The 22,932-nt window shown below is 59.1% G+C and carries 20 protein-coding genes and 2 pseudogenes; 7 read left to right on the plus strand and 15 right to left on the minus strand.

The window, feature by feature from the left end:
- Nucleotides 1–103 precede the first annotated feature (103 nt).
- Together AKG12_RS13125 and AKG12_RS13130 are read right to left on the minus strand one after the other, a co-directional pair.
- Nucleotides 104–508 (minus strand): VOC family protein, encoded by a 405-nt coding sequence (locus AKG12_RS13125; RefSeq protein WP_052819145.1) that lies wholly within the window; start codon nucleotides 506–508, stop codon nucleotides 104–106.
- Between the two features lie 27 nt (nucleotides 509–535).
- Entirely contained in the window at nucleotides 536–871 is a 336-nt protein-coding gene (locus AKG12_RS13130; protein ID WP_052819146.1) for a cupin domain-containing protein, read from the minus strand.
- A gap of 148 nt (nucleotides 872–1,019) precedes the next feature.
- Between AKG12_RS13130 and AKG12_RS13135 the strand changes: the two genes are divergently transcribed.
- Complete coding sequence (locus AKG12_RS13135; protein ID WP_046801066.1) at nucleotides 1,020–1,559, plus strand: MarR family winged helix-turn-helix transcriptional regulator; 540 nt, start codon at nucleotides 1,020–1,022, stop codon at nucleotides 1,557–1,559.
- A 113-nt stretch (nucleotides 1,560–1,672) separates the two neighbouring features.
- The gene (locus AKG12_RS13140) at nucleotides 1,673–3,622 is read left to right on the plus strand and encodes an ABC transporter ATP-binding protein/permease (RefSeq protein ID WP_046801065.1); all 1,950 of its coding nucleotides are present in this window, start codon (nucleotides 1,673–1,675) and stop codon (nucleotides 3,620–3,622) included.
- A 33-nt stretch (nucleotides 3,623–3,655) separates the two neighbouring features.
- Here the strand turns inward: AKG12_RS13140 and AKG12_RS31395 are convergent.
- Nucleotides 3,656–3,766 (minus strand): annotated as a pseudogene (locus AKG12_RS31395) (Lrp/AsnC ligand binding domain-containing protein); the annotation flags it as partial.
- 286 nt (nucleotides 3,767–4,052) lie between these two features.
- Between AKG12_RS31395 and AKG12_RS13150 the strand changes: the two are divergent.
- Nucleotides 4,053–4,734: pseudogene (locus AKG12_RS13150) on the plus strand (DUF2161 domain-containing phosphodiesterase).
- Nucleotides 4,735–4,938: 204 nt separating this feature from the next.
- On the opposite strand, the gene AKG12_RS13155 reads toward AKG12_RS13150, so the two are convergent.
- The 4 genes from AKG12_RS13155 to AKG12_RS13170 all read right to left on the minus strand — a co-directional run bounded on the left by AKG12_RS13155 (nucleotide 4,939) and on the right by AKG12_RS13170 (nucleotide 9,714).
- The gene (locus tag AKG12_RS13155; protein ID WP_046801063.1) at nucleotides 4,939–5,457 is read right to left on the minus strand and encodes a hypothetical protein; all 519 of its coding nucleotides are present in this window, start codon (nucleotides 5,455–5,457) and stop codon (nucleotides 4,939–4,941) included.
- A gap of 158 nt (nucleotides 5,458–5,615) precedes the next feature.
- Entirely contained in the window at nucleotides 5,616–6,566 is a 951-nt protein-coding gene (locus tag AKG12_RS13160; RefSeq protein WP_046801062.1) for an MYG1 family protein, read from the minus strand.
- Nucleotides 6,567–6,875: 309 nt separating this feature from the next.
- Nucleotides 6,876–8,093, minus strand: a complete 1,218-nt coding sequence (locus AKG12_RS13165) for a glycerate kinase family protein (RefSeq protein WP_082178840.1) — start codon at nucleotides 8,091–8,093, stop codon at nucleotides 6,876–6,878.
- Between the two features lie 142 nt (nucleotides 8,094–8,235).
- Nucleotides 8,236–9,714 (minus strand): SLC13 family permease, encoded by a 1,479-nt coding sequence (locus tag AKG12_RS13170; RefSeq protein WP_285277739.1) that lies wholly within the window; start codon nucleotides 9,712–9,714, stop codon nucleotides 8,236–8,238.
- 217 nt (nucleotides 9,715–9,931) lie between these two features.
- Between AKG12_RS13170 and AKG12_RS13175 the strand changes: the two genes are divergently transcribed.
- The gene (locus AKG12_RS13175) at nucleotides 9,932–10,243 is read left to right on the plus strand and encodes a hypothetical protein (RefSeq protein ID WP_156316048.1); all 312 of its coding nucleotides are present in this window, start codon (nucleotides 9,932–9,934) and stop codon (nucleotides 10,241–10,243) included.
- A gap of 101 nt (nucleotides 10,244–10,344) precedes the next feature.
- Here AKG12_RS13175 and AKG12_RS13180 read toward each other — a convergent pair whose 3' ends face one another.
- Entirely contained in the window at nucleotides 10,345–11,754 is a 1,410-nt protein-coding gene (locus AKG12_RS13180) for a S8 family serine peptidase (protein ID WP_285277740.1), read from the minus strand.
- Between the two features lie 113 nt (nucleotides 11,755–11,867).
- Here AKG12_RS13180 and AKG12_RS13185 point away from each other — a divergent pair, with 113 nt between their 5' ends.
- Nucleotides 11,868–12,410 (plus strand): RNA polymerase sigma factor, encoded by a 543-nt coding sequence (locus AKG12_RS13185; RefSeq protein WP_046801061.1) that lies wholly within the window; start codon nucleotides 11,868–11,870, stop codon nucleotides 12,408–12,410.
- The gene (locus AKG12_RS13190; RefSeq protein WP_052819148.1) at nucleotides 12,407–13,159 is read left to right on the plus strand and encodes an anti-sigma factor family protein; all 753 of its coding nucleotides are present in this window, start codon (nucleotides 12,407–12,409) and stop codon (nucleotides 13,157–13,159) included. Before AKG12_RS13185 ends, AKG12_RS13190 begins: the two co-directional genes overlap by 4 nt.
- Before the next feature lie 87 nt (nucleotides 13,160–13,246).
- On the opposite strand, the gene AKG12_RS13195 is transcribed toward AKG12_RS13190, so the two are convergent.
- A complete protein-coding gene (locus tag AKG12_RS13195) occupies nucleotides 13,247–14,500 on the minus strand; it encodes an MFS transporter (RefSeq protein ID WP_052819149.1) in 1,254 nt (417 codons plus the stop codon).
- A gap of 90 nt (nucleotides 14,501–14,590) precedes the next feature.
- Between AKG12_RS13195 and AKG12_RS13200 the strand changes: the two genes are divergently transcribed.
- Nucleotides 14,591–15,442, plus strand: a complete 852-nt coding sequence (locus tag AKG12_RS13200; RefSeq protein WP_052819150.1) for a LysR family transcriptional regulator — start codon at nucleotides 14,591–14,593, stop codon at nucleotides 15,440–15,442.
- A 63-nt stretch (nucleotides 15,443–15,505) separates the two neighbouring features.
- Here the strand turns inward: AKG12_RS13200 and AKG12_RS13205 are convergent, their stop codons facing one another.
- From AKG12_RS13205 to AKG12_RS13230, 6 genes are read right to left on the minus strand one after another with little or no spacing between them, the layout of a single operon-like run.
- On the minus strand, nucleotides 15,506–16,753 hold the full coding sequence (locus AKG12_RS13205) for a glucarate dehydratase family protein (protein WP_052819151.1): 1,248 nt from the start codon (nucleotides 16,751–16,753) through the stop codon (nucleotides 15,506–15,508).
- 1 nt (nucleotide 16,754) lies between these two features.
- Nucleotides 16,755–17,552, minus strand: a complete 798-nt coding sequence (locus AKG12_RS13210; protein WP_052819152.1) for a sugar phosphate isomerase/epimerase family protein — start codon at nucleotides 17,550–17,552, stop codon at nucleotides 16,755–16,757.
- Nucleotides 17,549–18,583, minus strand: a complete 1,035-nt coding sequence (locus AKG12_RS13215) for a hydroxyacid dehydrogenase (RefSeq protein ID WP_052819153.1) — start codon at nucleotides 18,581–18,583, stop codon at nucleotides 17,549–17,551. Before AKG12_RS13215 ends, AKG12_RS13210 begins: the two co-directional genes overlap by 4 nt.
- On the minus strand, nucleotides 18,580–19,749 hold the full coding sequence (locus AKG12_RS13220) for an SGNH/GDSL hydrolase family protein (protein ID WP_052819154.1): 1,170 nt from the start codon (nucleotides 19,747–19,749) through the stop codon (nucleotides 18,580–18,582). The genes AKG12_RS13215 and AKG12_RS13220 overlap by 4 nt, the downstream gene beginning before the upstream one ends.
- 16 nt (nucleotides 19,750–19,765) lie before the next feature.
- Entirely contained in the window at nucleotides 19,766–20,515 is a 750-nt protein-coding gene (locus AKG12_RS13225) for an SDR family NAD(P)-dependent oxidoreductase (protein ID WP_052819155.1), read from the minus strand.
- Nucleotides 20,516–20,532: 17 nt separating this feature from the next.
- On the minus strand, nucleotides 20,533–22,863 hold the full coding sequence (locus AKG12_RS13230; RefSeq protein WP_052819156.1) for an alginate lyase: 2,331 nt from the start codon (nucleotides 22,861–22,863) through the stop codon (nucleotides 20,533–20,535).
- Between the last annotated feature and the right edge of the window lie 69 nt (nucleotides 22,864–22,932).

Genomic DNA, 22,932 nt, shown 5'->3' on the forward strand with positions numbered 1-22,932 from the left:
CTGCGCGGTCTGATGCCGCGCGGCAGAGTTTTTTGAGTGCCATGTGGTTCGTCGCGATTGAGCCGGCAAAAGCGTTATAGCGCCCGAAATGCCGATCATAAGGTCAGCCGTCTTTGCCTAGATTCATGTAGGCCGGCTCGAATACGTGACCATCGGGATCGGCGAAGGTGCGAAGATACATGAAACCTAAATCCTGCGGCTCTCGAACATCCGCTTGCCCGCCGGCCTTTGCCGCGGCCTCAACCATGGCGTCGACCTCGTCTCGGCTGTCGCGCGAAAGGGCGATCAGCATGCCATTTGTTGTGTGGGCATCGGCGATCGGTTTGGTGGTGAAGGTTTTATAATAATCAAGCTGCAGAAGCTGGAATGTGATGGTCTCAGACCACACCATCGAGCTTGCATCTTCGTTGGAGAACTGCTCGTTCTTCACGCAGCCGATTGCCTCGTAGAACGCGGTTGAGGCAGCCAGATCTTTCACCGGCAGGTTCAGGAAAATCATCTTGGCCATTGTCTTTCTCCTCATGGTGGAACGGGATTACAGGAAAGTCTGCTGGAAGGTCTCACTTGGATGAATACAGATGATCTCCAGCCGTTCGGTGCCGATGTTTTCGAAGCGGTGGGGAATATTGGCAGGTCCGACAATGATGTCGCCGGATGAACCATGCGCCCGGCGATCGCCGATGGTGAATTCGGCCTCGCCTTTTCGAACGACCCATGTTTCCGCATAGGGGTGAACGTGCAGTTCAGGCCCGCGACCCGGATCGGCGTTGACGAGAAAGATGGATACGGCGCTTCCGTATTCGCATCCTTCATAACGTACCGTTCGGCTCTCGCCAGCTTTCGGTTCCTGATGACGGCGGATGGAAAACATCTGATCTCCTCCCTGAGATAGAATTATCTTCGCGAGAAGATATATTTCCAATTTATCTTCTCGTCAAGACATTTATCTTCCTGCAAAGATATATTCACGGCGCAGGCGAAGCCGTATATGGTTTTCAGGTTGATGATGGGGTGAAGAGATGAAGCAGGCGAAGACGATGACGGATCGCACGGTCGAAGCTGACAAGGGGGATCATGTCGATCGTCTCCGTGGCCAATGGGCGCAGGAATTACCGGATATCGATACGGAGCCGATGGCCATTTTCGGAAGAGCCAAACGGCTGAGCAATCTTTTGGCACCGTCTATCGAAGACACGTTTGCCCGTTTCGGCCTTGATCGTGGGGAGTTCGATGTTATCGCAACATTGCGCCGGTCGGGACCGCCCTACCAATTGACGCCAACGGAGATGTACACAACGCTGATGCTCTCGTCGGGTGGCCTGACGCACCGGCTTGACCGATTGGAAAAGGCCGGTCTCATCGAGCGCAGGAAATCGAGGCTTGATGGGCGCAGTATCGTCGTATGTCTTGCGCCGGCCGGCATTGATCTGGCCGAAAAAGCGTTTCGCGAAGACATGGCAAGCGAAGTGGGTTTCCTGCAAGGCCTCAGTCCTGAGGAGCGCAAAAATCTTGCGGCGCTGCTGAAAAAGCTGGTGTTGGATATCGAGTCTCGATTGTAGCTTTCGGTGTGGATTTTGGCGGGTGCCGCTGAAGATATGTATTGGCGAAACCATTTGTTGCGACCCGTCACGCAGCCGTGAAACCTTTCAAACCGCCGTTCGTTTAAGCATCCATGACCGATGCTGATGCAAACCCGAAACCGGTCGATGGCACCGGCCAGAATGGTGCGAAAAACGCGCCCATGACGGAAGATCGTGACATTGATGATCCCCTCCCGCCCGAGGAAATAGAGCCTGCTTCGGGGTTGACGCCGGAGGAGGCCGAGCAGGCTCGAAAGAGATATCTGCTGAAGCGCTTCTGGATCAGCGCGCGAGGTTACTGGAGCCGCCGTGGTGATAGGCTGGCGTGGCCGTTCTCGCTCGGGCTGCTGGCGATGATCGGCATAAATGTCGGTTTCCAATATGGCATCAATGTCTGGAATCGCGGGATTTTTGATGCGATTGAAAAAAGGGACGCATCTACCGTCTATTTTCTCGGATCCGTCTTTCCGCCGCTGGTCCTGGGAAGCGTCTTGATCGTGACGTCCCAGGTCTATGCCAGAATGCTGATCCAGCGCCGCTGGCGCTCATGGCTGACGAAGTTGCTGGTCGCACGATGGATTGCAAATGGCCGCTATTATCAACTCAATCTGATCGACGGCGATCATCAAAATCCTGAGGCGAGGCTGTCGGAGGATATGCGGATCGCCACCGAGGCGCCGGTGGATTTTGTCGCAGGTGTCATCGCCGCGTTCGTGTCTGCTTCCACCTTTATCGTTGTCCTGTGGACGATTGGCGGGGCGTTGACGCTGTCGGTGGCGGGAGTGTGGATTACAATACCCGGCTTTCTCGTGGTTGCGGCGGTGATCTACGCCGTCGTTACATCTAGTTCCATAGCTTTGATTGGCAGGAACTTCGTTCGAGTGTCCGAGGTCAAGAACCAGCTGGAGGCGGAATTCCGGTACACGCTTACGCGCGTCAGGGAAAATGGCGAGAGCATCGCCCTGCTTGGCGGGGAAGAGGAAGAACGGAGCGACCTCGACAAGAGGTTTGTCAATGTGCGCCGGCAGTGGCGGCTGATGGCGCTACAATATATGCGCACCACGATCGTGTCGCATGGATCGATGCTGATTGCTCCCGTCGTGCCGGTTCTGCTTTGCGCGCCGAAGTTTCTCGATGGGAGCATGTCGCTCGGAGAGGTCATGCAATCCGCATCGGCATTCACCATCGTTCAATCCGCCTTTGGCTGGCTGGTCGACAACTATCCCCGGCTGGCCGACTGGAATGCATGCGCACGACGCGTCGCATCCCTGATGATGTCGCTTGATGGTCTCGAGCGGGCCGAACAGAGCGACACCCTCGGTCGGATCGTGCGCGGTGAGACGGAAGGCGAAACAATGCTCAGCCTCAAGGATGTTTCCGTTTCGCTGGGTGACGGTACCGCTGTCGTCAAAGAGACGGATGTCGAAATCGGGCCGGGAGAAAGGGTACTGGTCGCAGGGGAATCCGGATCAGGCAAAAGCACGCTTGTCCGCGCTATCGCCGGCCTGTGGCCGTGGGGCGGTGGCGACGTGAGTTTTCGCGCTGGCAGTCGACTTTTCATGTTGCCGCAGCGCCCATACATTCCGTCAGGTACGCTGCGTCGAGCGGTCTGCTATCCGCAGGCGGCCGAGAGCTGGACTCTCGAAGAGATAGGGGCAGCTCTCGACAAAGTTGGCCTTGGTCACCTCAAGGACAAGGTGGAGGAAGAGGCGCCGTGGGACCAGACGCTGTCGGGTGGTGAAAAGCAACGGCTTACCTTTGCTCGCCTGTTGCTGAACGATCCTGACATCATCGTCATGGACGAAGCAACCGCAGCCCTGGACGAAAAGAGTCAGGACAAGATGATGCAGACGGTAATCGATGAATTGCCCGATGCCACGATCGTCAGTGTGGCGCATCGTGCCGAGCTTGAAGCTTTCCACAGCCGAAAGATCACGCTGGAACGTCGGGAGGGTGGCGCAAAACTCGTCAGCGATATCCACCTTGCTCCTCGCAAGGGCAGGGCCGGCTCCCTGCTTCGGCGTATGGTCAAACGGAAGTGAGGGCATTCTGCCTCCAGATGCCGCCTTGATGAGATAATCATATTCGCCGGTGGTCAGATAGGCTTCCAGCACCTCCGGAAGCGCGGCCATGGCTGCGCCGAAACGTTCCAGAACCTCGTCGTCGTGGCGCTCCATAATCACCATCCCGGTCAATCCCAGACGCGCCTGATCGAGAATGGCGGTGTAGCCGCGAATGATCAAAGGTCCATATAGTGGATCATACTTTGAAATAGAAAGATCGACGGATCGCGTGTTCGCCCTCGTCAAGGGCGCAGCGTCGTCGCAACGCCGAATGTCGATCTTCCGGGAAATTTATGGGCGGTTGTCTCCAGCGCTGACGATTTGTAACGGCGTCGGCGGCTATAAAGGTTGTCCTGAGCACGTGGAACGATGTATTCGGGGCTGGATAATCACTTGATCCTGCAGGCACATGGAAACTTCGCTTTATCTGCCCGTCAAAGGCTTTCTTGAAAAGGCAGGTTACACCGTCAAAGGTGAGGTCGGCGGTTGCGACCTTGTCGGTTTGAGCGATGATGATCCGCCTGTTGTCGTGATCTGCGAGCTAAAGCTCAGCTTTAACCTGGAGCTCATTCTGCAGGCAGTCGATCGCGCAGCTATTGCAGATGAGATATGGATTGCGGCCCGAATTTCAGCCAAGGGCAGAGGCCGGGAGGCCGACAAGCGCTACCGCGATCTTTGCCGCAGGCTTGGGATCGGCATGCTCGGGATTTCTGATAGCGGCGACGTCAGCGTTGTTGTCGGTTCCGTATCACCGATGCCGCGAACCAATCCAAAACGGCGTTCGCGGCTCATGCGTGAACACCAGAGGCGACGCGGAGATCCGGCAGTCGGCGGGCAGCACCCGGGCGCCGATCATGACCGCTTACCGCCAGCAGGCGCTCGGCTGCGCTTTGGCGCTGGCATCAGGGCCGCTGCGTGTGCGCCAGGTCAGGTCCAGCATACCGGATGCCGGAAAAATTTTGCTTTCGAATGTTTACGGCTGGTTTGAACGGCTCGATCGGGGAGTTTATGACCTGACCGACGCCGGGCGGGAAGCGCTGCAGCGGTGGCCACAGCAGGATATGCCTGCGACAGCCGCCGTTCCAGACTGATTTCATTCAGTGACAGACCCAAGCTGAGACGCCGATGGCGATGTGCAAGAGGTATGGCGCTATGGCGCAGCCATCACGATGGAACCGCCGCCTAAGTCGAAGCCTGAAACGGCATCGACGTCGGCTGCCGCACGGGTTTAAGGCTCATTCACTGCCGTGATCGCCAGGGCAAGGCAATGGCATTGGCAGGTCGCCCGGTGATATTCAGTCCGGTGCGAATTCACAGGCCAACAGGGTTTTGCCGCCAAGAGCGTCACCTTCCCGGGCCACAATGGAGACTTTTCCGGGGCCCGCCAGACCTTCCGGGGGCTGCAGATCCTGCGAGAGTTCCCGTGCATAACCTTTGCTGGACGTGCCCATCAGGTCGGAAGTTTCTGGCTTCAAATCATATTTCGCCGCCAGATCGTCGGCACGCTGGCCCTTGATCAGAACGCCGACCGCACCATTGGCGAAGAACACTTCATCGCTTTCAAATCCATCACGGCCGATCTGAAAGGGAAGTGTGTAGATTGCCGCGCCCAGTGACGATGTGTCGGGTTTTGCAAGCTTTTCCGCTGCATCGTAAATCTCGGTCGCAGATGTCATCGAGTATGGCGGATTGCACAGCGCCGCATCATAAAATGTAGGATCGGTTTTGGCTGCCACAGCGCTTCCGGCTTGGAGCATAGCGAAAGTGATGCACATTACGGTCGTGCCGTGACGAAGGTGTGTGAGAGCGAGCATAGGCGATCCTTGAAATTTGCCTGTCGTTTATTGGTGGAAATGCGTCAGGTATCATCTTTGCTTGGAGCACCAAAGTTTGCGCCTGTCGATATCCGATGGAGCCTTTTCCCAAAACAGCCGGCTGGTGAGCAAACAACGCAGCAGGATAGGCCGCTATGTCACGGCTTTATCGCTGTGGCCTCCTTGCCGAGGGAGAGAGCCTCTTTCACCGCTAACTCCGCCATGGCTAGCGCAGCATCGCGGGTTCTGGCCGCTGCGACAAACCGGCCGTTGTGACAGAAGCTCGCTCCTTCGACGCCACAAACCGCTTCCAAATCCTTGTCCGTCAAACCGGCCCAGGCGGCTGGCAGATCCGCGCGCAGCTCAAATCCTTCATCGGCGCGACGGATACCGGTCAGGCACCAGTCGTTGTTGCGGGGGTGAACGACAAACAGTAGATGGTCGGCGCCCGACTTCACGATGGCGGGCCGGAACGGCATTCCCACAGGCAATTCCAGAATATGCCCTTCGCCGGCATCCACGATAGCCCGGTTCACAAGCGCCTCAGCCCGCAATTTTGCAGCGCTGTTGGCAATCTTCGCCTCGATGAAGCTGCGGGCAATGGCGAGCGCCGCATGGAAACTGCGATTGTCCGCGTCAGGATCTGTTTCGTCAAAAACAGGTTTCAGGGTTTCCAGCAAAACAGGCAGCGTTAGCCCGGCAAGTGGCCCGGCGATGGAAGGGCTGAGCGCGCCATTGTCGACCAGATCGACCGGCAGCACAAAGCTGGTATCGAACGCGGCATGGACGGTCTCGATATGATCTTCTGGAACGCCCGAGGCGACAAGATAGTCCCGGCCGAAGTGCTTCCAGATCAGACCGAACGAACTATAGGGCTGACCATCGTCCCGTAATGGCGCGCCGCGCTGGTGGTGGTCGAAGATTCTCCCCTTCGGGTCATAAGCGCCGCCGACGTCGTAGATGATGCGGTCCGCGCCGGGCGTGATCCATTCGGCTGCCCTGCTGCGAACGAGGCGGGCCTGGGGGAAAAGTCGGGTCAACACGACGCTGGACAGAAGCTCATCAGCATGGAAGCCACCGGAATGGGTGACGAGGAAGTCCGGGATCATGTCAGGATACGCCTTGTTGCTTGCGGAAGGCCCGCTTTGGGGCCGGGCAACTGATACCCTGTGCCGGACGCCATCTCAACCCGCCATTTTCCACGGAGGCCAAAAGCAATGATATGCTGTACGTTCTCGGATAGATGTGGTCTTCCTGCGCGAGTTATGGCATCAATGCCGCGCGAAAGCGCCAGAAAACGTCATGATATCCTCCCCGGAGGGCGCTGCCGCGTATTTCTCAATACACATTTGGCAGCGCCGGTTTAGGCGGATATCGGGAGAGGTTGCGTGCTTAAGGGCGAGCGCCTGCGAATTTCCTCAGGAGTACCGGGAACTGGACATGCCGGTTCCAATTGCGGACGGAGCACGAACTCTTCCCCTTATGCGCAAGGTTGTCCCGATCATGATCATCCTGACGGCATCCTCCGCCGCGCGGGCCAGAAGCTTCGGTGCCGATGATATCGCGTCCTCCAGGGAGCACGGTCGGGTCAATATCGAGGCGAAGGCATCAATCCCGTATTCGAGATTAAGCCTGACGCCCTTGCCGATCGTACCAGCAAGCGCGACCACCGGAACGCCGGCCTCCTTGGCCCGACGGGCGATTTCGGCTGGAACCTTGCCGAAGGGGGTCTGGCCGTCGAGGCTTCCTTCGGCAGTGATCACCAGATCGGCGTTACGCAGATAATCATCAACATCGAGATATTGCATGACGATGTCGTAGCGGGGGTGAAGCTTGCCGCAGAGCAGGCCCAGTACAGCTGCTCCCAGTCCGCCCGATGCGCCAGCGCCCGGTGCTGAGCCGACATCGAGACCGGTGGCGTCTTCTATGCGCTCTGCGTAGATTTCCATCGCCGCAGCAAGCTCTTCCACCTGTTGCGGCGTCGCTCCTTTCTGCGGCCCGAAAACGCGGGCGACACCTCGCTCCCCGAGAAGCTGGTTATGCCAGTTCACAGCGGCATCAATGCGCACTTGGGACAGGCGCGGATCTCGGTTGCTGAGATCGATGCGGTTCAGCTTCGCCAAGGCTGCACCGCCACGGTCGAGGTCGCGGCCGGCGGCATCGAGCAGTCGGACGCCCAGCGCCTGCGCCATGCCGGCGCCGCCATCATTGGTGCCGCTGTCGCCGCAGCCGAGCAATATCCGTCTTGCGCCACCGTCAAGTGCGGCGCGCACGAGTTCGCCGACACCATAGCTCGTGGTGAGGCAGGGATTGCGGCGATCACGCGGAACAAGGCTGAGACCGGCAGCCGCAGCCATTTCGATGACCGCCGTCGGCTCAGGGCATCCGCCGAGAAATCCGATAAATGCGGAGACGGGTTGTCCAAGCGGGCCTGTCACCGTTACCGGGTGGATCGTGCCATTGGTGGCGCCGGTCAATGCCCGGGTAAAGCCTTCGCCGCCGTCGGCCATGGGTGCCTTGACGACCTCGGAGCCGGGAAATGCACGCAGAACACCTTTTTCAATGCAATCGGCGGCCTGTTCGGCTGAGAGACTTTCCTTGAAGCCCGAGGGGGCAACAACAACGCGGAAGGGCATGGGAAGATCCTTTCATGACAAGTATGTGACATTGGGGAAACGTGGCCGATCAGCACTTATTCCAGCGATTAAAAAATTTAGTCGGATAAATAAAAAAGGCCGCGTGTTGCGGCCTTTTGTTCATTGCAATTCATTGTTTATTTTAGATTTTTTGCGAGAGTCCCTGCATCGGCCAAAGAAATATTGCCGACAGGATGAGCAGGAATATGAATGGCGGCAGGAGGAAATAACCAAGCTTGCGCAGGTCGGCTTGAGTGAATGCTGCGGGCTCCATTCCACCGAACAGAACGACCGGTTTTGCCGATACGATCGTCATCTGGCAAAAGCCGCTTGCCAGTGTCACCACCATCACAAGCGCGGCCGGATCCACGCCAAGGCCAGACAAGGGTAATGCAAAGGCGGGAACGAGAACCGTAACCCGCGCCGTGCGCGAGGTGATCACCAGATGGGAAAAGGTGGCGACAATTACGGCAAATGAGATGACGATATAAGGTGCGGTGATCAAGCTCTGGCGGAAAACAACCACCAGCCGATCGGCCAGCATCTGTGCCGTGCCCGTCTCGATCAGCGCTTCGCCGATGACCAGCGTGCCGGCCATGAAAAGGAGCAGATTCCATTCGACGGTTTTCAAGGCTGTTTTCAACGTCATGCCGGAGACATCAGGCACGCAGAGGACAAGAGCTGCCACCATGCCGATCAGCGCCATTCCGACACCGTGAATGGACTGGGTGGAGAACATCAGGACCGTGCAGAAGACCACAGCCGCGACGATGATCTGTTCTCTGGAAAAGGGGGCGATGCGCGCCAGGCCCGCTTTGCTGTCCGGGACCATGTCGCGTTCCTCTCTCGTGAGAAACACATGCAGCAGGATGGTGCAGGCAATCAGGCAGGTGATGAGCGAAAACGGTCCGGCCAGCACCAGCCAGCCGATGAAATCCGGCTGAGTTCCGGTCAGGCGGGCCAAGAACCCGGCAGCAACCAGATGCGCCCCCGCGCCAATCAGGGATGCGCCGGCGGAAAGGAGAATGATCGTGGGAAAGAGCAGGCCGAGGGCACGGGAAATGCGGCTATTGCCGATTGCGCCTGACAATCCGAGATACACTGGCATGAGAATGGCGGCCCGGGCTGAGGTGGAAGGAATGACGAAGGCGGTCGCGAAGGTCACAAACGTCAGCATCCAGAACATCGAGCTTATGCTGCGCATTCTGGGCATCAGTCGTGCCGTCAATTGCTCGATGAGACCCACATGCCGCAATACGCCGGCAATCACGAAGGCGGACAGAAGAAGCCAGATGATGTCATTGCCCAGCGACTGGTAAACCAGATTTTCCGGTATCGCGCCGACGACGGCAAGCGCGATAGCCCCGGTCAGGGCAACCGGCGTTTCAGGCAGTTCGAGGACCGTCCAGGCGATGATGGCCGACAAAAAAATGAAGAGTGTCGCCCGCATCGGCATTGTCAGGTCGTCGATCGCCAGAAAGATCAGCACAGCGGCGAAGGCAGTCAGCAGCATCGCAACAATATGTTTGAGGCGCCGGACGGAAACCGTAGCCTCGGTCATGGCGGTTGTCGGCAGGTCTTTCTTCAGATTTGCCGTGGGCAAGGACATGAGATGTGCCACCAGTGGCCTCCTTTGGATCGCGCCGTCATCAGAGGGCAGTTTCGGATCGGGAGAGCCGCCCGTGCGGCACAAATTTTCCCCTATGTCCGATTATGAACGTTCGATGACGGTAAATATTCCCAGCAGAGGCAAGTTTTTGAGGGGCAGGGGTGGCCTGAGGAAAATGTCTTTGCGCGGAATAAAGTCGCGTCAGCCGCGTTCCTCGCCAGGTACCGACATGGCAGGTACCGACATGAAACATGAAAGGAGAAACGTCATGAGGCATATTTTTGCCGCAAGTGCCGTGGCGCTGTTTGCCACGGTAACCTTCACGGTTGCAGCATCTCCGGCATACGCCACGGCGATACAGCCGCAGCCACCGCTTCGCGCGCATTCTCACATCGTTTTGGTGGATGATGATGGCGATGACGACGATGATGACCGTCGCTTCAGTCGCCGCTATCGTTATGACAACGACGGGTGGCGGAACTTCCGCGGCGGTTCCCGCGACGACGACGATGATTTTGACGACGATGACGATGACGATTGATATCGTCCATCAAGATCTGACGTTCATGCCCGGCCTCGCGCCGGGCATTTTTATTAAAGCTGCACATGGATAACGCAAAAAATAGAGTGACGCTGGCAAGCTCAACTCTGGCACAATGTTCGTGCGTTCAGCAGACCCCAACCGAAAATCGCGTCCTTACCCGGCGCGCCCATGTCGCTTGCCGACTGCGCCAGGGCATTTGCGACGTCGTTCGGCCGCATGTCCGGGTTTGCGCCCAGCAGCAGCGAGGCCGCAGCCGTTACAAAGGGCGCGGCAAAAGACGTGCCGCTCTTCTGTCTGCCGCCGGAAATGGAGGCGGCCGTCCACACGCCGACGCCTGGCGCTGCGATGTCGATATGCTCCCCGCGAACGGCGCGCCGATATGGCTTCATGCTTCTGTCCACGGCCGTGACCGCGATAACATCCGCATAGGCTGCGGGGTAAACCGGCTTGGCGTTCGGACCTTCATTGCCGGCTGCGGCGACCAGTATCGTGCCCTTGTCGATCGTCGCGCGCACTGCCTTTTCGAGCAATGTGTTCGCGGGCCCGCTCAGGCTGAGGTTGATGATCCGGATTTTTCTGGCGGCGAGTACGTCGAGCGCCTGGATGAGATCGTATGTTTCGGCAATATCGGCCGTCTTGCGATAGCGCTGGAAGGCATCTATCGCCACGAGGTGCCCGGCGGGGAGGAGGCCGGGCGCACGGCTGCCTGCGGCTCCGACCAGAAGGGCGGCGACTGCGGTTCCATGCTGTTCACCCGATGGCGCTTCCGCACCATTACCAAGCTGCACGACCTCAATCGCGGCGTCGGTGAATGATGCGTGTCCGGCGTTTATGGCGGTATCGATGAGGCCGATCGGCAACGGAGCGGCGCAGCTTACCGGTTGTTCCTGATCACCATCGAGAGGCCAGCCGACCATATGTCTCACGAGCCTGCAGCCATCACCAGAACAGGAAGAGGCCTCCTGCTGTTCCGGCTGATAGAAATGGTTGAAATCCACGGATGCGGAAGGCGCTGTCGCGATGACGGCCTGTCGCGCGGTATCCAGGGTCATTCCCCGCGGTATCGTCAGCTTGATCAGTTCGCTGCCGGTAAGCGCTATGGTCGTTCGTTCATCAACGACAAATCCTTCCTGCGTCAGGTTTGCTATCGCTGGATCGTCGAGGCCGAGCGCCAGTATTTTGTCGGCTGCGCGTTCCGGAACGGCGACGGTCCTTCGCTGCGGCGACCTTTGTTCCGCTCGCTGGAACGGCCAGCCAAAAAGCGAACGCAGATCGCCACGGGGACGCCGGTTGTCGCTCCCGCGGTCTCCCCCTCCAGACGAGCCGCCATACCCGCTACCGCCACCATCGTCGTCATTGCCGCCGCCATCGTCATCATCGTCTGCGCGCGCTGCGGAAATACCGGGAGCAATGCCTGCCGATTGCAGCAGCGGCAACGCTGCCTGTGAAAAGGTGGCGGTGAGGATAACGATTAAAAACCCGAAACGAAGCGGTGCAGTCTTCGACAAATGTCTATCTCCGGTAGAAATTACACTCGAAACATTCCGAACATATGTGGGAATGTTACCTCAGGTAGACGTTTGGCTCGACAGATTATTCCGTTCCGTGCCAAACAAATCGCATGACGAATGAAACGCCCACAGTGCCGCAGCGGCTGGTCGAGTTCCTGCCGAACCTGCGTCGATTTGCGATTTCGCTCTGCCATTCACGCGAATTGGCCGACGATCTGGTGCAGGCCGCCTGCGAGCGGGCAATCGTTGCTGCCGACAGTTTTGCACCCGATACCCGATTCGACGCCTGGATGTTTCGTATCCTGCGCAACCTCTGGATTGATCATCTGCGCCGTGCCCGGACCGCTGGTCCGCAGGAGGAGATCGAGAAGGCGCATGATGTGTCGGTGCCTTCGGGAGAAGCAGCGACGCATGCGCGCATGGAACTGATGGAGGTGGTGGCGGCCCTGCAGAAACTGCCGGAAGAGCAGCGCGAAGTGCTGGTTCTGGTCTGCGTCGAGGAGCTCAGTTACCGCGATACGGCCGATGTTCTCTCCATTCCCATCGGCACGGTCATGAGCCGGCTGGCGCGGGCACGCAAACATCTGGCGGAACTGACGGGAATAAGTCTGGGGGAGAAACGTTCGTCAGATAGGAAAGGCGGCGTTGCATGAGCATGGAACATTTTGACGACGAGACATTGATGGCATTTGCCGATGGCGAACTTGACGAGGCGACCAGCCTTCGTCTTGAAACCGCGCTCGAAACGGATGACGCGCTTGCCGAACGCCTTGCCGTTTTCCTCGACACGCGGACGGCGCTCGCCTCGACGCTCAAGCCGCTGATCGATGAGCCGGTGCCGGATGCGCTTGCTGCATCGGTACGTCGCATGGTTGAGGACGCCGAAGCGAACAGTTCCGATACGGAGGGTGCCAAGGTCATTGCTTTCCGCGGACGGGAAAAGCCGGAGATATCCCGCTTCAGGCAGCGCTGGCTGATGCCGGTTGCAGCCTCCGTCCTCGCCGTCATTACCGGTGTTGGCGGTTTTGTCGCCGGGCGTAGCGGTCTCGAATCAGGCACATCGGTCAAGGGCGCATTGTCTGCTGCGCTCGATCGTCAACCGTCCGGCAGCGATATCGCAGTCGGTCAATCCGAAGTGCTGCGCATCGTCGCAAGTTTTGTCGATGGCCGGGGCGCACTCTGCCGCGAATACGAATTGAAACGACAGGAAGAAAACACCCTGGCCGTTGCCTGCCGGTCGGATGGCACCTGGGTAACACGTCTCGCCCTATCGTCACCAAGGGCCGACGGTTATGTTCCGGCGTCTTCACAGGAGACAATTGACACCTATCTGACGTCTATCGAAGCCGGCGGCCCACTTTCCGCGGCGGAGGAGCAACGTGTGCTTTCGAAGGCCGAATGACGTGCTGCACGTGTCGGCGGAATTGCCTTACCTTTTTGACCAAGGCACTTGCTTCGGCCTCATTCCCTGTCAAAGCAGTAAGCTAGTCTACGATGAGCTAATCTGAGTTCTGGAGGGGCGCAGCGAGATTGCCAGGGGCAGCGCTGTCACAACCACCGGCAAGATGAGTACCGACCACGCTGCCCCGTAGCCAAAACTGTCGACCAGCAGCCCGAAGATGTAAGGGCCAATTGCCATGACAGCCAAGCAGATCGTGGACGCGAAGGCGATTGTCGATGCTATCGAACCTTTCGGTGCGCTCTCGGCGATCTGCAGAAGATAAAGCGGAAACCAGCCGATGCCAAATATCCCCAATATGACGAGCACCGGGAGGATCACCAGCGGCGGAGTGCCGGTGGGAAGAAGCGCCAGGATTGTCGCAGCGCCGGCGGCAATGACGGATACCAGGCCAAAGGATTGACCGCGAAGACCGGGCCGGAAACGATCGCTGAGCCAGGGCAGGAGAATACGGCCGGGAATGCCCGCAAGCTGCGTGGCGGCAAACATCGAAGAAGCGGCAAAAAGGCCTAGCCCCAATCCATCCGCCATGAAGCCGATCGCGTGTGCGGTCAAGGTGAATTGAAACGCAGACATGGCGATACCGAGCCGCAATACAGGCCAGAAGCTGCGATCCTGCCCGACGATGCGAACGAGTTTGCCTAGAGATAGTGGACGCTCGGTTTTTGCGGCCAAATCGCCTCCCTCGCGATACAGCCCCCAGAAAAGCGCCGCGCCGACGATGGAAACACCGGCGCAAAGCCATGCGGCGGCATGCCACCCGTAACGGACCGCCATGAAAGGCAGGAGAGCGGCTGCAATCATTGTTCCAAAGGGAACCGCCGCCTGTCTGAACCCTGTGGCAATGCCGCGTTTGGCAGGTGGGAACCAGCGCATGATCGCCCGCGTGCCGCCCGGTTGGACGGCCGCATAGGTGCCGCCCAGAAAAGCGATGCAAACAAGCAGCGCGGGCAGGCTGTCTGCGAATGCCGCAGCACAGGCCATGGCGATCGCCATGCCGAGCATGGCAATGCCGACGATGCGACGTTCACCGTGAATATCAATGGCGCGGCCGAGCATGAACATTGTCGCAATCTGGACGCCGTTCATAACGGTCACGGCAAGCGATGCAGATGCGAGGGAGACCCCGAATGCTTCCCGCCAGAAGGGCACGAGAATGTAAATTCCCTGCGATACGAATGAGCCTGCGGTTTGCGTTCCGACCGCCACGGCAAGGACTGCCCAGATCCGGGGATCGGTCTCGGACGTGGGTGTGGGCGAGGACAAAGAAATCTGTGACGACACGAAAAGCTCCTATCAGGGTTTTCGTGAGATAACCTTTCTGGTCAGCCGACAGAATTAGGAGCTTGCAAGTTTCAGCGATAACAGCTTGTTATGCAAGCCATGCGCTCATTGGATCCTGAAGCCGTCGAGGCTTTTCTTCTTGTTGCCGAATTGCAGTCGTTCACGCGGGTCGCAGGCGTTATGAATACGACGCAGGCGGCCATATCCCTGCGCTTGCGCCGGCTCGAAGACTTGCTGGGGCATCGCCTCGTCGAACGGACGCCACGCCGCGTGCGGTTGACGGCTGCAGGCGAACGCTTCCTGGAGCCGGCGCGGGCCTATGTCGCTGCCGGTCGTCGCGCGCTTGATGTCTTTGAACAGGAGCCAACGCGTCTGGCGATCGGCGTTACCCATCATCTGATCGGGGCCGACCTGCCTCGGATACTTCGGGTCGTCAGCGAGCGCGAGACGAGCGTGACGCTTCATCTTCGTACGGCCGGCACAAGAACCCTGCTTGACCTCTATGATGCCGGAGAACTCGACGCGATCGTGGTGCTGCGGCACGATGATATCCGCCGGGATGGGGAACCTCTGTTTCAGGAGAGCTTTGGCTGGTATTGCAGCGAGGATTTTGATCAGCCTTCAAACCTCCCGGTGCCGCTGGTGCTTCAACCGGAACCCTGCAATTTGCGCGCCATGGCGCTTCGGGCGCTGGAAACAGCGGATATCCCCTGGCGTGAGGCGTTTGTCGGCACCGGCGCAACGGCGGTCGGAGCCGCGGCTGAAGCCGGGATTGGCATAGCGCTTCTGGCACAAAGCGCAGCCCCCGCCGGTGTGCGGCAGGTCAGGGGCCGCGCGCTCCCGGAACTTCCGAAACTGGATGTCGTGATGATTTCGACTGTCACCGGCGACAGCGCGAATGCCGTGCTTCGACGGATCACCGGGGCATTTCGATCATCCTGATCTAGCGTGTGGTTGGGCGGAAGCGCTGAGAAATCGGCCAGTCGAGTTCTGGCGCATGCAAGATTACCAACGCGGCACACGCCTTTCATAAGCGGGGTCGAAGAGCTTCATGTAGGCTGTGTCATCGCGCTCCTTCATCGCGGTCTGCTCATAAAGAGCCGCAAGTTCGGTGAGCTTCTGCCGATTGAGGCTGACGCCAAGTCCGGGCGCTTTCGGCACATCCAGACGACCGTTTCGGAATGTGAAAGGCGTACCCTCGATCACATCGACGCCCGTCCATGGGTAATGTGTGTCGCAATCGAAACTAAGGTTCGGCGTCGCGGCGGCCACATGCACCATCGCCGCAAGGGTGATGCCGAGGTGGGAATTGGAATGCATGGAAACACCAAGCCCCAGTGTCTCGCAGGTCTTTGCGAGATGGGTCGAAGCGCGCAATCCGCCCCAATAATGGTGATCTGACAGCACGATCTGTACCGCATTTTTACGGAAGGCGGTGGCGATCTGGTCGAACTCCAGAACGATCATGTTGGTGGCGAGCGGGATTGAGGTTGCGGCCGCCACCTGCGCCATCTGGTCCATGCCGATGACCGGGTCCTCAAGATATTCGAGAATATTTTCAAGCTTGCGGGCAATGTAGATGGCCGTTTCCACTGTCCAGCCGCCATTCGGATCAATCCTCAGGGGGTGATGGGGAAAGGCTTGCCGCAGCTTCAGCATCGTCTCGATCTCGAGATCGGGATGCAGCACGCCGCCCTTCAGTTTCAGCGATTGAAAACCGTAGGCGTCGACCATTTTCCGGGCTTCGCCGACCATCTGGTCAGGGGTCATAACCTCTCCCCATTCATCCGCCGCTTCGCCGATATGGCCTGCAAATTTGAAAAACAGATAGGCGCTGAAAGGTACGCTTGTGCGAACCGCCCCGCCAAGCAGGTCTGAAACTGGCCGCCCAAGCAGCTTGCCCTGAATGTCGAGGCAGGGGACTTCGAAGGCCGAGGCAACCACATCCGTCAGCTTGTGATCGGCGACAGCCGATTTGGCATTGATGCCACCGCCGCCCGGCAAAGCCGTAATGATACGCGATTTCAGTTCGTGAAGATGAAAAGGGTCCAGTCCGATGAGGGCTGGTGCGGCGCGACGCAACCCGTCCAGCGCCTTGATGCTTCCGTAACTTTCCCCAAGCCCGGTCGTGCCGTCGTCGCATATGACTTCGATGATGGTGCGCAGCGCATGGGGCTGATGGACACCCTTGCAATTCAGCAATGGCCGGTCGGGAATGGCGACCGGAGTGAGGTGGATTTCGGCTATGCGCATATCAAGAAACTCCTTGTCGCCACCAGTGGCGCGCAGCCTTCAGCGCATCTTCCAGTGGTGGCAGTTGGGGGTGCCAGTGGCGTTCCCATTCGAGGCTGAGGGAGACTTTCCGTTCGTCCGGCTGGAGCAACGAAAGCAGTTCCGCGATGGGAAAGTTGCCCTGGCCGGGCAGGACGTAGCGCCGTTTTCCGTCTTTATCCGTCGTGCTGTCCTTGACGTGCAGATGGACGGTGTTTTTAGCGATGTGGCGCCAAAGGGTTTTGAGATCGGTGCCTTTGGCCCATGTATGATGGGTATCCCACAATATCCGGGCCGTCGGCACGTATTCCAGAAAAGCGAGCAACTGATCGAAGTCGGCCAGCGCATCGTGGGTTTCGATCATAAGCTCGACATTCAGCCCGCGTGATTGCCGCAGACCCTGCCACTTGTCCAGCAGCGTCGCTGCGCGATCCAACTCCTCCGCCCCAATTTTTTTGCCGCCATCGAATATTCGCAGATAAGCGATGTTGGCGGCTTCTGCCCAGATAATGAAAGGGTCGAGCTCGGAGAGACTGCTGCTTCCGAACAGCCGCATGGATGTGTTGAGAGCGGCAATTCTGATGTTGCGTTCGGTCAGAAAAGTGGCAAATCGGGCAGGGGTGCCGAACTCGGCAACGAGCGCGGAGATCAGGTCTATGGTGCCGGATAGTGCGCGCAATTCCACGCTTGTTATGCCATGGCGCTCTGCCAGATCGGCCGTCTCATGCAGGCTGAGGTCGGAGCAGCCGAGGGTCGAAAAGCAATAGTTGGAACCGCTCATGCCATACGCTCCATATCCTGCTTGTGGACCGGGTGGAGCGGCGCAAGCCCCGCCACGAAGCGTTCAATCTCGGTAATGGCCAGATCGGAAAGTGCGCGCAATTCGTTGCCCAGCGCCCCGGCTATATGAGGGGTGAGCACGACATTGGGCAGATCGTAAAATGGGCTGTCCGTTGGCAAGGGTTCGGGTTCGGGCGTGTCGATCAGGATGCGCAGCCGTCCGGAAAGCGCCTCGGCCAGCAATGCCTCGTGATCCACCAGCCAACCCCGCGCGGTGTTGATGAAGATGGCATGGTCGGCCATCAGCGCCAGTTCACGGGCGCCGATCATATGGCGCGTTTCCGGCAGGATCGGTGCGTGCAGCGAGACCACATCGGAGCAGGCGAGAAGTTCATCCAGCTCCGTTTTCCTCGCGCCGAGGGAGGCTGCCTCTTCCGCCGAAAGAAAGGGATCGTAAACGGCAATCTCAAATTTGCTGCGCGCCAGCATCTCCATCACCAGCCGCCCGATGCGTGAGGCGCCGACAATGCCAACCTTGCGGGCATGATTGCCGAGATGCGGCAGGCTTCTGCCACGCCTGCTGCCAAAAACGCCGGTGCCGCGCTCCGCCCTGTGTTCATCCCGCAACCGAAAGACATCCTTGCCGCACATGATGATCGCCGCATAGGTGAATTCGGCAACCGGCACGGCCATGGCGGAAGCTGCTGTCGTGACGAGAATATCGGACGTTTCCCAGAATTCTGCGGGCGCAACCATCCGCACCGATGATGCCGCATAGGCCAGCATTTTCAGCCGTGGCGCGCGGGAAAGTCGTTCGCGTGTGAGGGATGGCGTACCCCAGGCAGCGAGCAGAATGTCAGCTTCGGCGAGAGCTTCGGCACCTTCAGCGGTGTCGAAATCCGTATGGGGAAAACCCGGAATAATGTCCGCTATCGCATTCAGCCGCGCCCATTCGCGCGAACCGAAGAACGCTTCGGGAAGCTCGCTGCGCATGGCGATCAGCAGGCGTGGTTTATTCTCGGAATGTTTCATGCGCGCACCGGATTTGAAATGGGGCGGATGTCGATGCTGGAAACATCAATCTCGATCGGTTGAGAACCGGGTTGCAGGATCACATCGAGAAAAAGTTCGGGCGGTGTCTTGCCCGACCGTAGTTTCAGGGGAGGGGTCCTTAACGCGCCTTGCCACTGCGCGGACGGAAAGGAAAAGAGCCTGCCGTCATCCGCGCGGAACGGTGCGAGCGCCGTCATCGTCTGTCCCTCGGCTGCGACATCTTTCAGCCGCAGCGATATTCCCAGAACGCCATCATGGGCCGGTATCTCCACATTACAGATCGCTTCCACCCAGACGCCGGTGCCGGGGTGGACAAGCTGCCCGCCAAGACGATGGTTCTGCTCACCCGTTTCGGTGACGGTCCGGGCCGAGAGATCCGATGCGAGATTGCCGGCTGGATTGTTTGCCGGATCGAAGCGATCATCCTTTGACAGGAGCCGGGCAGGCGCACGGGGCACGATCGTTTCGAGGTAATCCGCCAGCAATTGTCCGACGGCAAAGGCGCCGGGTACGGAAAAATGGGTTCCGTCATCGGAATAGGCTGGATAGGGCTCGCCGAATTCGCTGTCAGGATCGACCCACGCCGCGTTCCAGTCGAAGATATGGCAATTGGCGTTGTTTGCCGCAAATTCGATGCTTTGCCGGTTGATCCAGTGCGCCTTGGCTCGCTCCGCACCGCCTGCGGGCCATTTCCCGACGCTTCGCGCTAGAATGGGAAGCAGGATCACGGTCTTGCCGGCGGCGAGCAGGACTGAGGCGATCCTTGCCCGTGTGTCGGCAATCGTCTGGCGCGTTTCCACCATCATGTCGTTGGTGCCGGCATCGACAATGATCAGGTCGAAATCCGATTGCAGCAACCGAGGCAATCGCCGTTCGATCTCGACCGCCTTCTGGCCGGAAACCCCGAAATTGAAGCCGGAAAAGAACCGGCTGACACCGGGCCGGTTGCTCGGCTCCCACCCAGACGGCACGGATGGATCGTGGTGGACCGGGCAACAAAGCCTGCCATGTGACAGGACCTCGGCCCAGCTCATCCAGCCGCGTGCCGATGTGGCAAGCGAGCTGGCGTCACCAATATGGTTCTGCTGGACGAGCGAGGTGCCGAGAATGGCAATCCGGCTCGCCCTTGGTAACGATACGGACATGGTTTTTACCGGGATATCAGGAGAACAGGACGCCGCCATTGATGTCGTAGCAGGCGCCGGTGACATAGGCGGCATCGTCAGATGCAAGGAAGGCTACCAGACCGGCAACGTCTTCGCTCGACCCTTCGCGCTTGAGCGACGTCGCGCCGGCCACCCGTTCGCGCACTTCCGGCTTGGTGAATGTGTCGTGGAAGGTGGTCGAGATCATGCCGGGGCAAACGGCATTGACGCGGATATCAGGGCCGGCTTCCTTGGCAAGGCCACGGGTGAAGGTCATCACGGCACCCTTGGAGGTCGCATAGGCAAGAGCGCCCGGGCCGCCGCCGTCACGGCCAGCCTGCGACGAAAAGGTGACGATGGCCCCGCCCTTTGCCATTTTCGGCAGCGCGGCCTTGGTAGTCAGGAACAGCGATGTCAGATTGACGTCGAGGACCTGATGCCAGAAGGCTTCATCCATCTCTGCAATTGTCTTGCGGGCGATCAGGCCGCCGGCGACGTGGACGAGGCCATGGATATCGCCGAATTTCTCGGCAGCTGCGGATATGGCCGCCTCTACCTCGGTTGCTTTCGTGAGATCCGCTCTGATCGCCAGAGCCGAACGGCCAAGTTTCCCGATTTCGGCGACGGCCGCGGCCGCGCCTTCTGCCGCACCATTATAGGTGAGAACGACATTGGCGCCTTCCTGCGCAAAACGGAGGGCACATGCCCGGCCGATATCCCGGCCGGCGCCGGCGACAACAACGGTCCTGTTGGTAAAACGCTGCATTGGAAAACCTCGTATGGTTAGAACTGCTTGGGAAGTGAGAGCTTGAAACGCTCGTCATCGACATCGCTGAAGTAGATGTCGGTCGAAAAACCCTGATCGTCGATGAAGCTGAAGATGCGCTTCGGCTCCTTCAGGCTGTAAGGCACGAGGAGGGTGACAAGGCGATGCCGGGTGGCGGCCGGAGCCGTGGCGCAGACATGGTGGTGAATATCGAGCCCCTCGAATTCCTTCGGGTCGATATCGGGAAAACCTTCCACGGCGCTGATTTGTGGCGTGCCGGCCGAAGAGTAGACGAACTGCCCGTAGAAGCCGGCTTTCTGGCCATTGTAGCGGAAGCTTGACCTGCCGGTCTGCGGCGCTCCTAGTGTATGGCAAAGCCATTGCAGTTCCTGGGGTTCGGAACATTCCACCTCGTCGACAATCACGAAATAGCTGTCATTGACGAAATGGGTTTCGCGCAGCACCTTTTGAACCAGCGGGTTCGCAACCCGGTAGGCGGCGGTCGCATCGCCCACGATGCGAACATGCCCGGGCTTTTCCTCCACCGAGGCGATGCGGCCGGCGGCGCGGCGCGCAAGCGCCTTGTCCTTTTCCGCATATTGGCCTTTGCCGCCGATCAGCACGGCGTTTTTCGACCGTGTCTGACGGCGCCAGTTCAGGTGCATCTGCGAATTGAACGCCACGTAATAACCGGACTGGATCGCCAGATCTTCGCCATGGGCATAAAGCACAAAGGCGTTCTGGTCGCCATGGCTGTGGCTGAGCGAGCCATAGGGGCTGGATTTGAAGACGAACTGCAGGTGCCGGTCCGGATCTTCCATATTTTTCTGGATCGTGGCCCAACCGATATCATCGAAAACGGCGAGTGCCGGCAAGTCGGCAGGCGGCACGGCTTCCACCTGCCGGTAATCGTGGCGATAGACGAGATCGTCGAAGTTCAGGTCCCACCAGCCGTAATTGTAAAAGGCCATTTCCGTGCCCGTCGCATCGGCCTTGATGTGATCGAAATACCATTGGTAGTGGCCATCGCCGGTGACGCCGGCGAATTGCCGGACGTTGTAGCCGAGTTTCAGGCCGGGAAGATCACCGAGCGTGGAGTCGTCGCCGAAGTTGGCGCGACGGGTGCCGGGCGCCTTGGTGTAAAGCGGGAAGCGGCCGGTATTCTGGAAAAACGGCCGCTGATAAAGGTCGTAACCCATATAAGAGCGGATCAGGTTGGCGGCCTCGATGAGATAGGCCATGCCTGTCATCCAGTAGTGCGGACCTTCCGCCCAGCCGCCGTCGGTTCCGGCCCATGGCGAATAGAGCGTGGCGAGGAATTCGACGGTATAGTCGAGCCATTCGCCCGCCTCATCGCTTTCGCCCGTGAGCGCGATGCAGGCCGGTGTCAGGACAGCCGAAAGCGAGCGGACCGCATGGCTGTCATAGGGAAAGACGTGAATGCGGGCGTGTGCAATGACATGGTCGGCAACTTCCCGCGTCCGTTCGAGAAGAACGGACCGCACGGTCTTGCGTTCGTCTTCGCTCAGATGGTCGTACAGCCAGTCATAACCCCAGGCGAGTGCAACAACGACACGGAACCCCGCCTCGTCATTATAGGCGCGCGAGGTCGCACCTTTCGGGTCCCAGGCGGCGACGGCCAGCAGCCATTTGCGGGATGCATCGAGAAGATCGTCGCGCCCGAGCACGCGGCCGGCGATGGCAAGGTGCCGGATCGCATAGATCACTTCCTGGCAATCAATATACATCTGCCGCCAGAGCGCGGCGACCCGCATGTTGTTGGGATAGGGCTGCGGTTCCGGCATGACCGGCCGCTGCAGCCATGGTTCAACCGATTTTTCGTAAAATTCGGCCCAGCCGCAATGATTGGGGTCCTTTGCAACGGCATCGGCGAAGGTGCTCAATTGCTCGGAATTGAGCCACAGCCGAGGGTGGCTGGTTTGCGCGGCGGCGTGGCGGGCAGACCTGCCGGGCAGCGGCGTTTTCGGCAGCGTTGCACCGATCTCGAAACTGCGCACGGTGCTCCAGTTGGAATGCGCTGTCGCGGATTTCTGATCCCAAAGCGCATAACACCAGTGATAGTGGCCCTCCGGCAGCGCTTCATCCGGTGTGAAGAAATTCCAGGCGAGATCGTCGAAGACGAGCGTTTTTTTGTCCGCAAAGCCGGGATCGGCCGAAATGCGCAGCACGTAACGCGCGCCGTCGTCGATATCCGGTAGCCATGAAAAGCGCGGAGGGTTCTCCGTCGGCTGTGCTTCTTCGCTCGGCTCGTAGCCAATGGTCAATGAACCCGGACGGGGTTCGTCGAGAAGTGTCTGTCTGGAAATGGCCGGGGCAGAGGGACGCATTGCGCTCTAACTCCTATGAAAACAGATGGGAAAGGATGGCGGCAACAAAGCCGCCATCATGGTCGGAGG

Origin of the sequence: Agrobacterium sp. SUL3 (assembly GCF_001263295.1) — a bacterium.
Taxonomy (GTDB): Bacteria; Pseudomonadota; Alphaproteobacteria; order Rhizobiales; family Rhizobiaceae; genus Agrobacterium; species Agrobacterium tomkonis.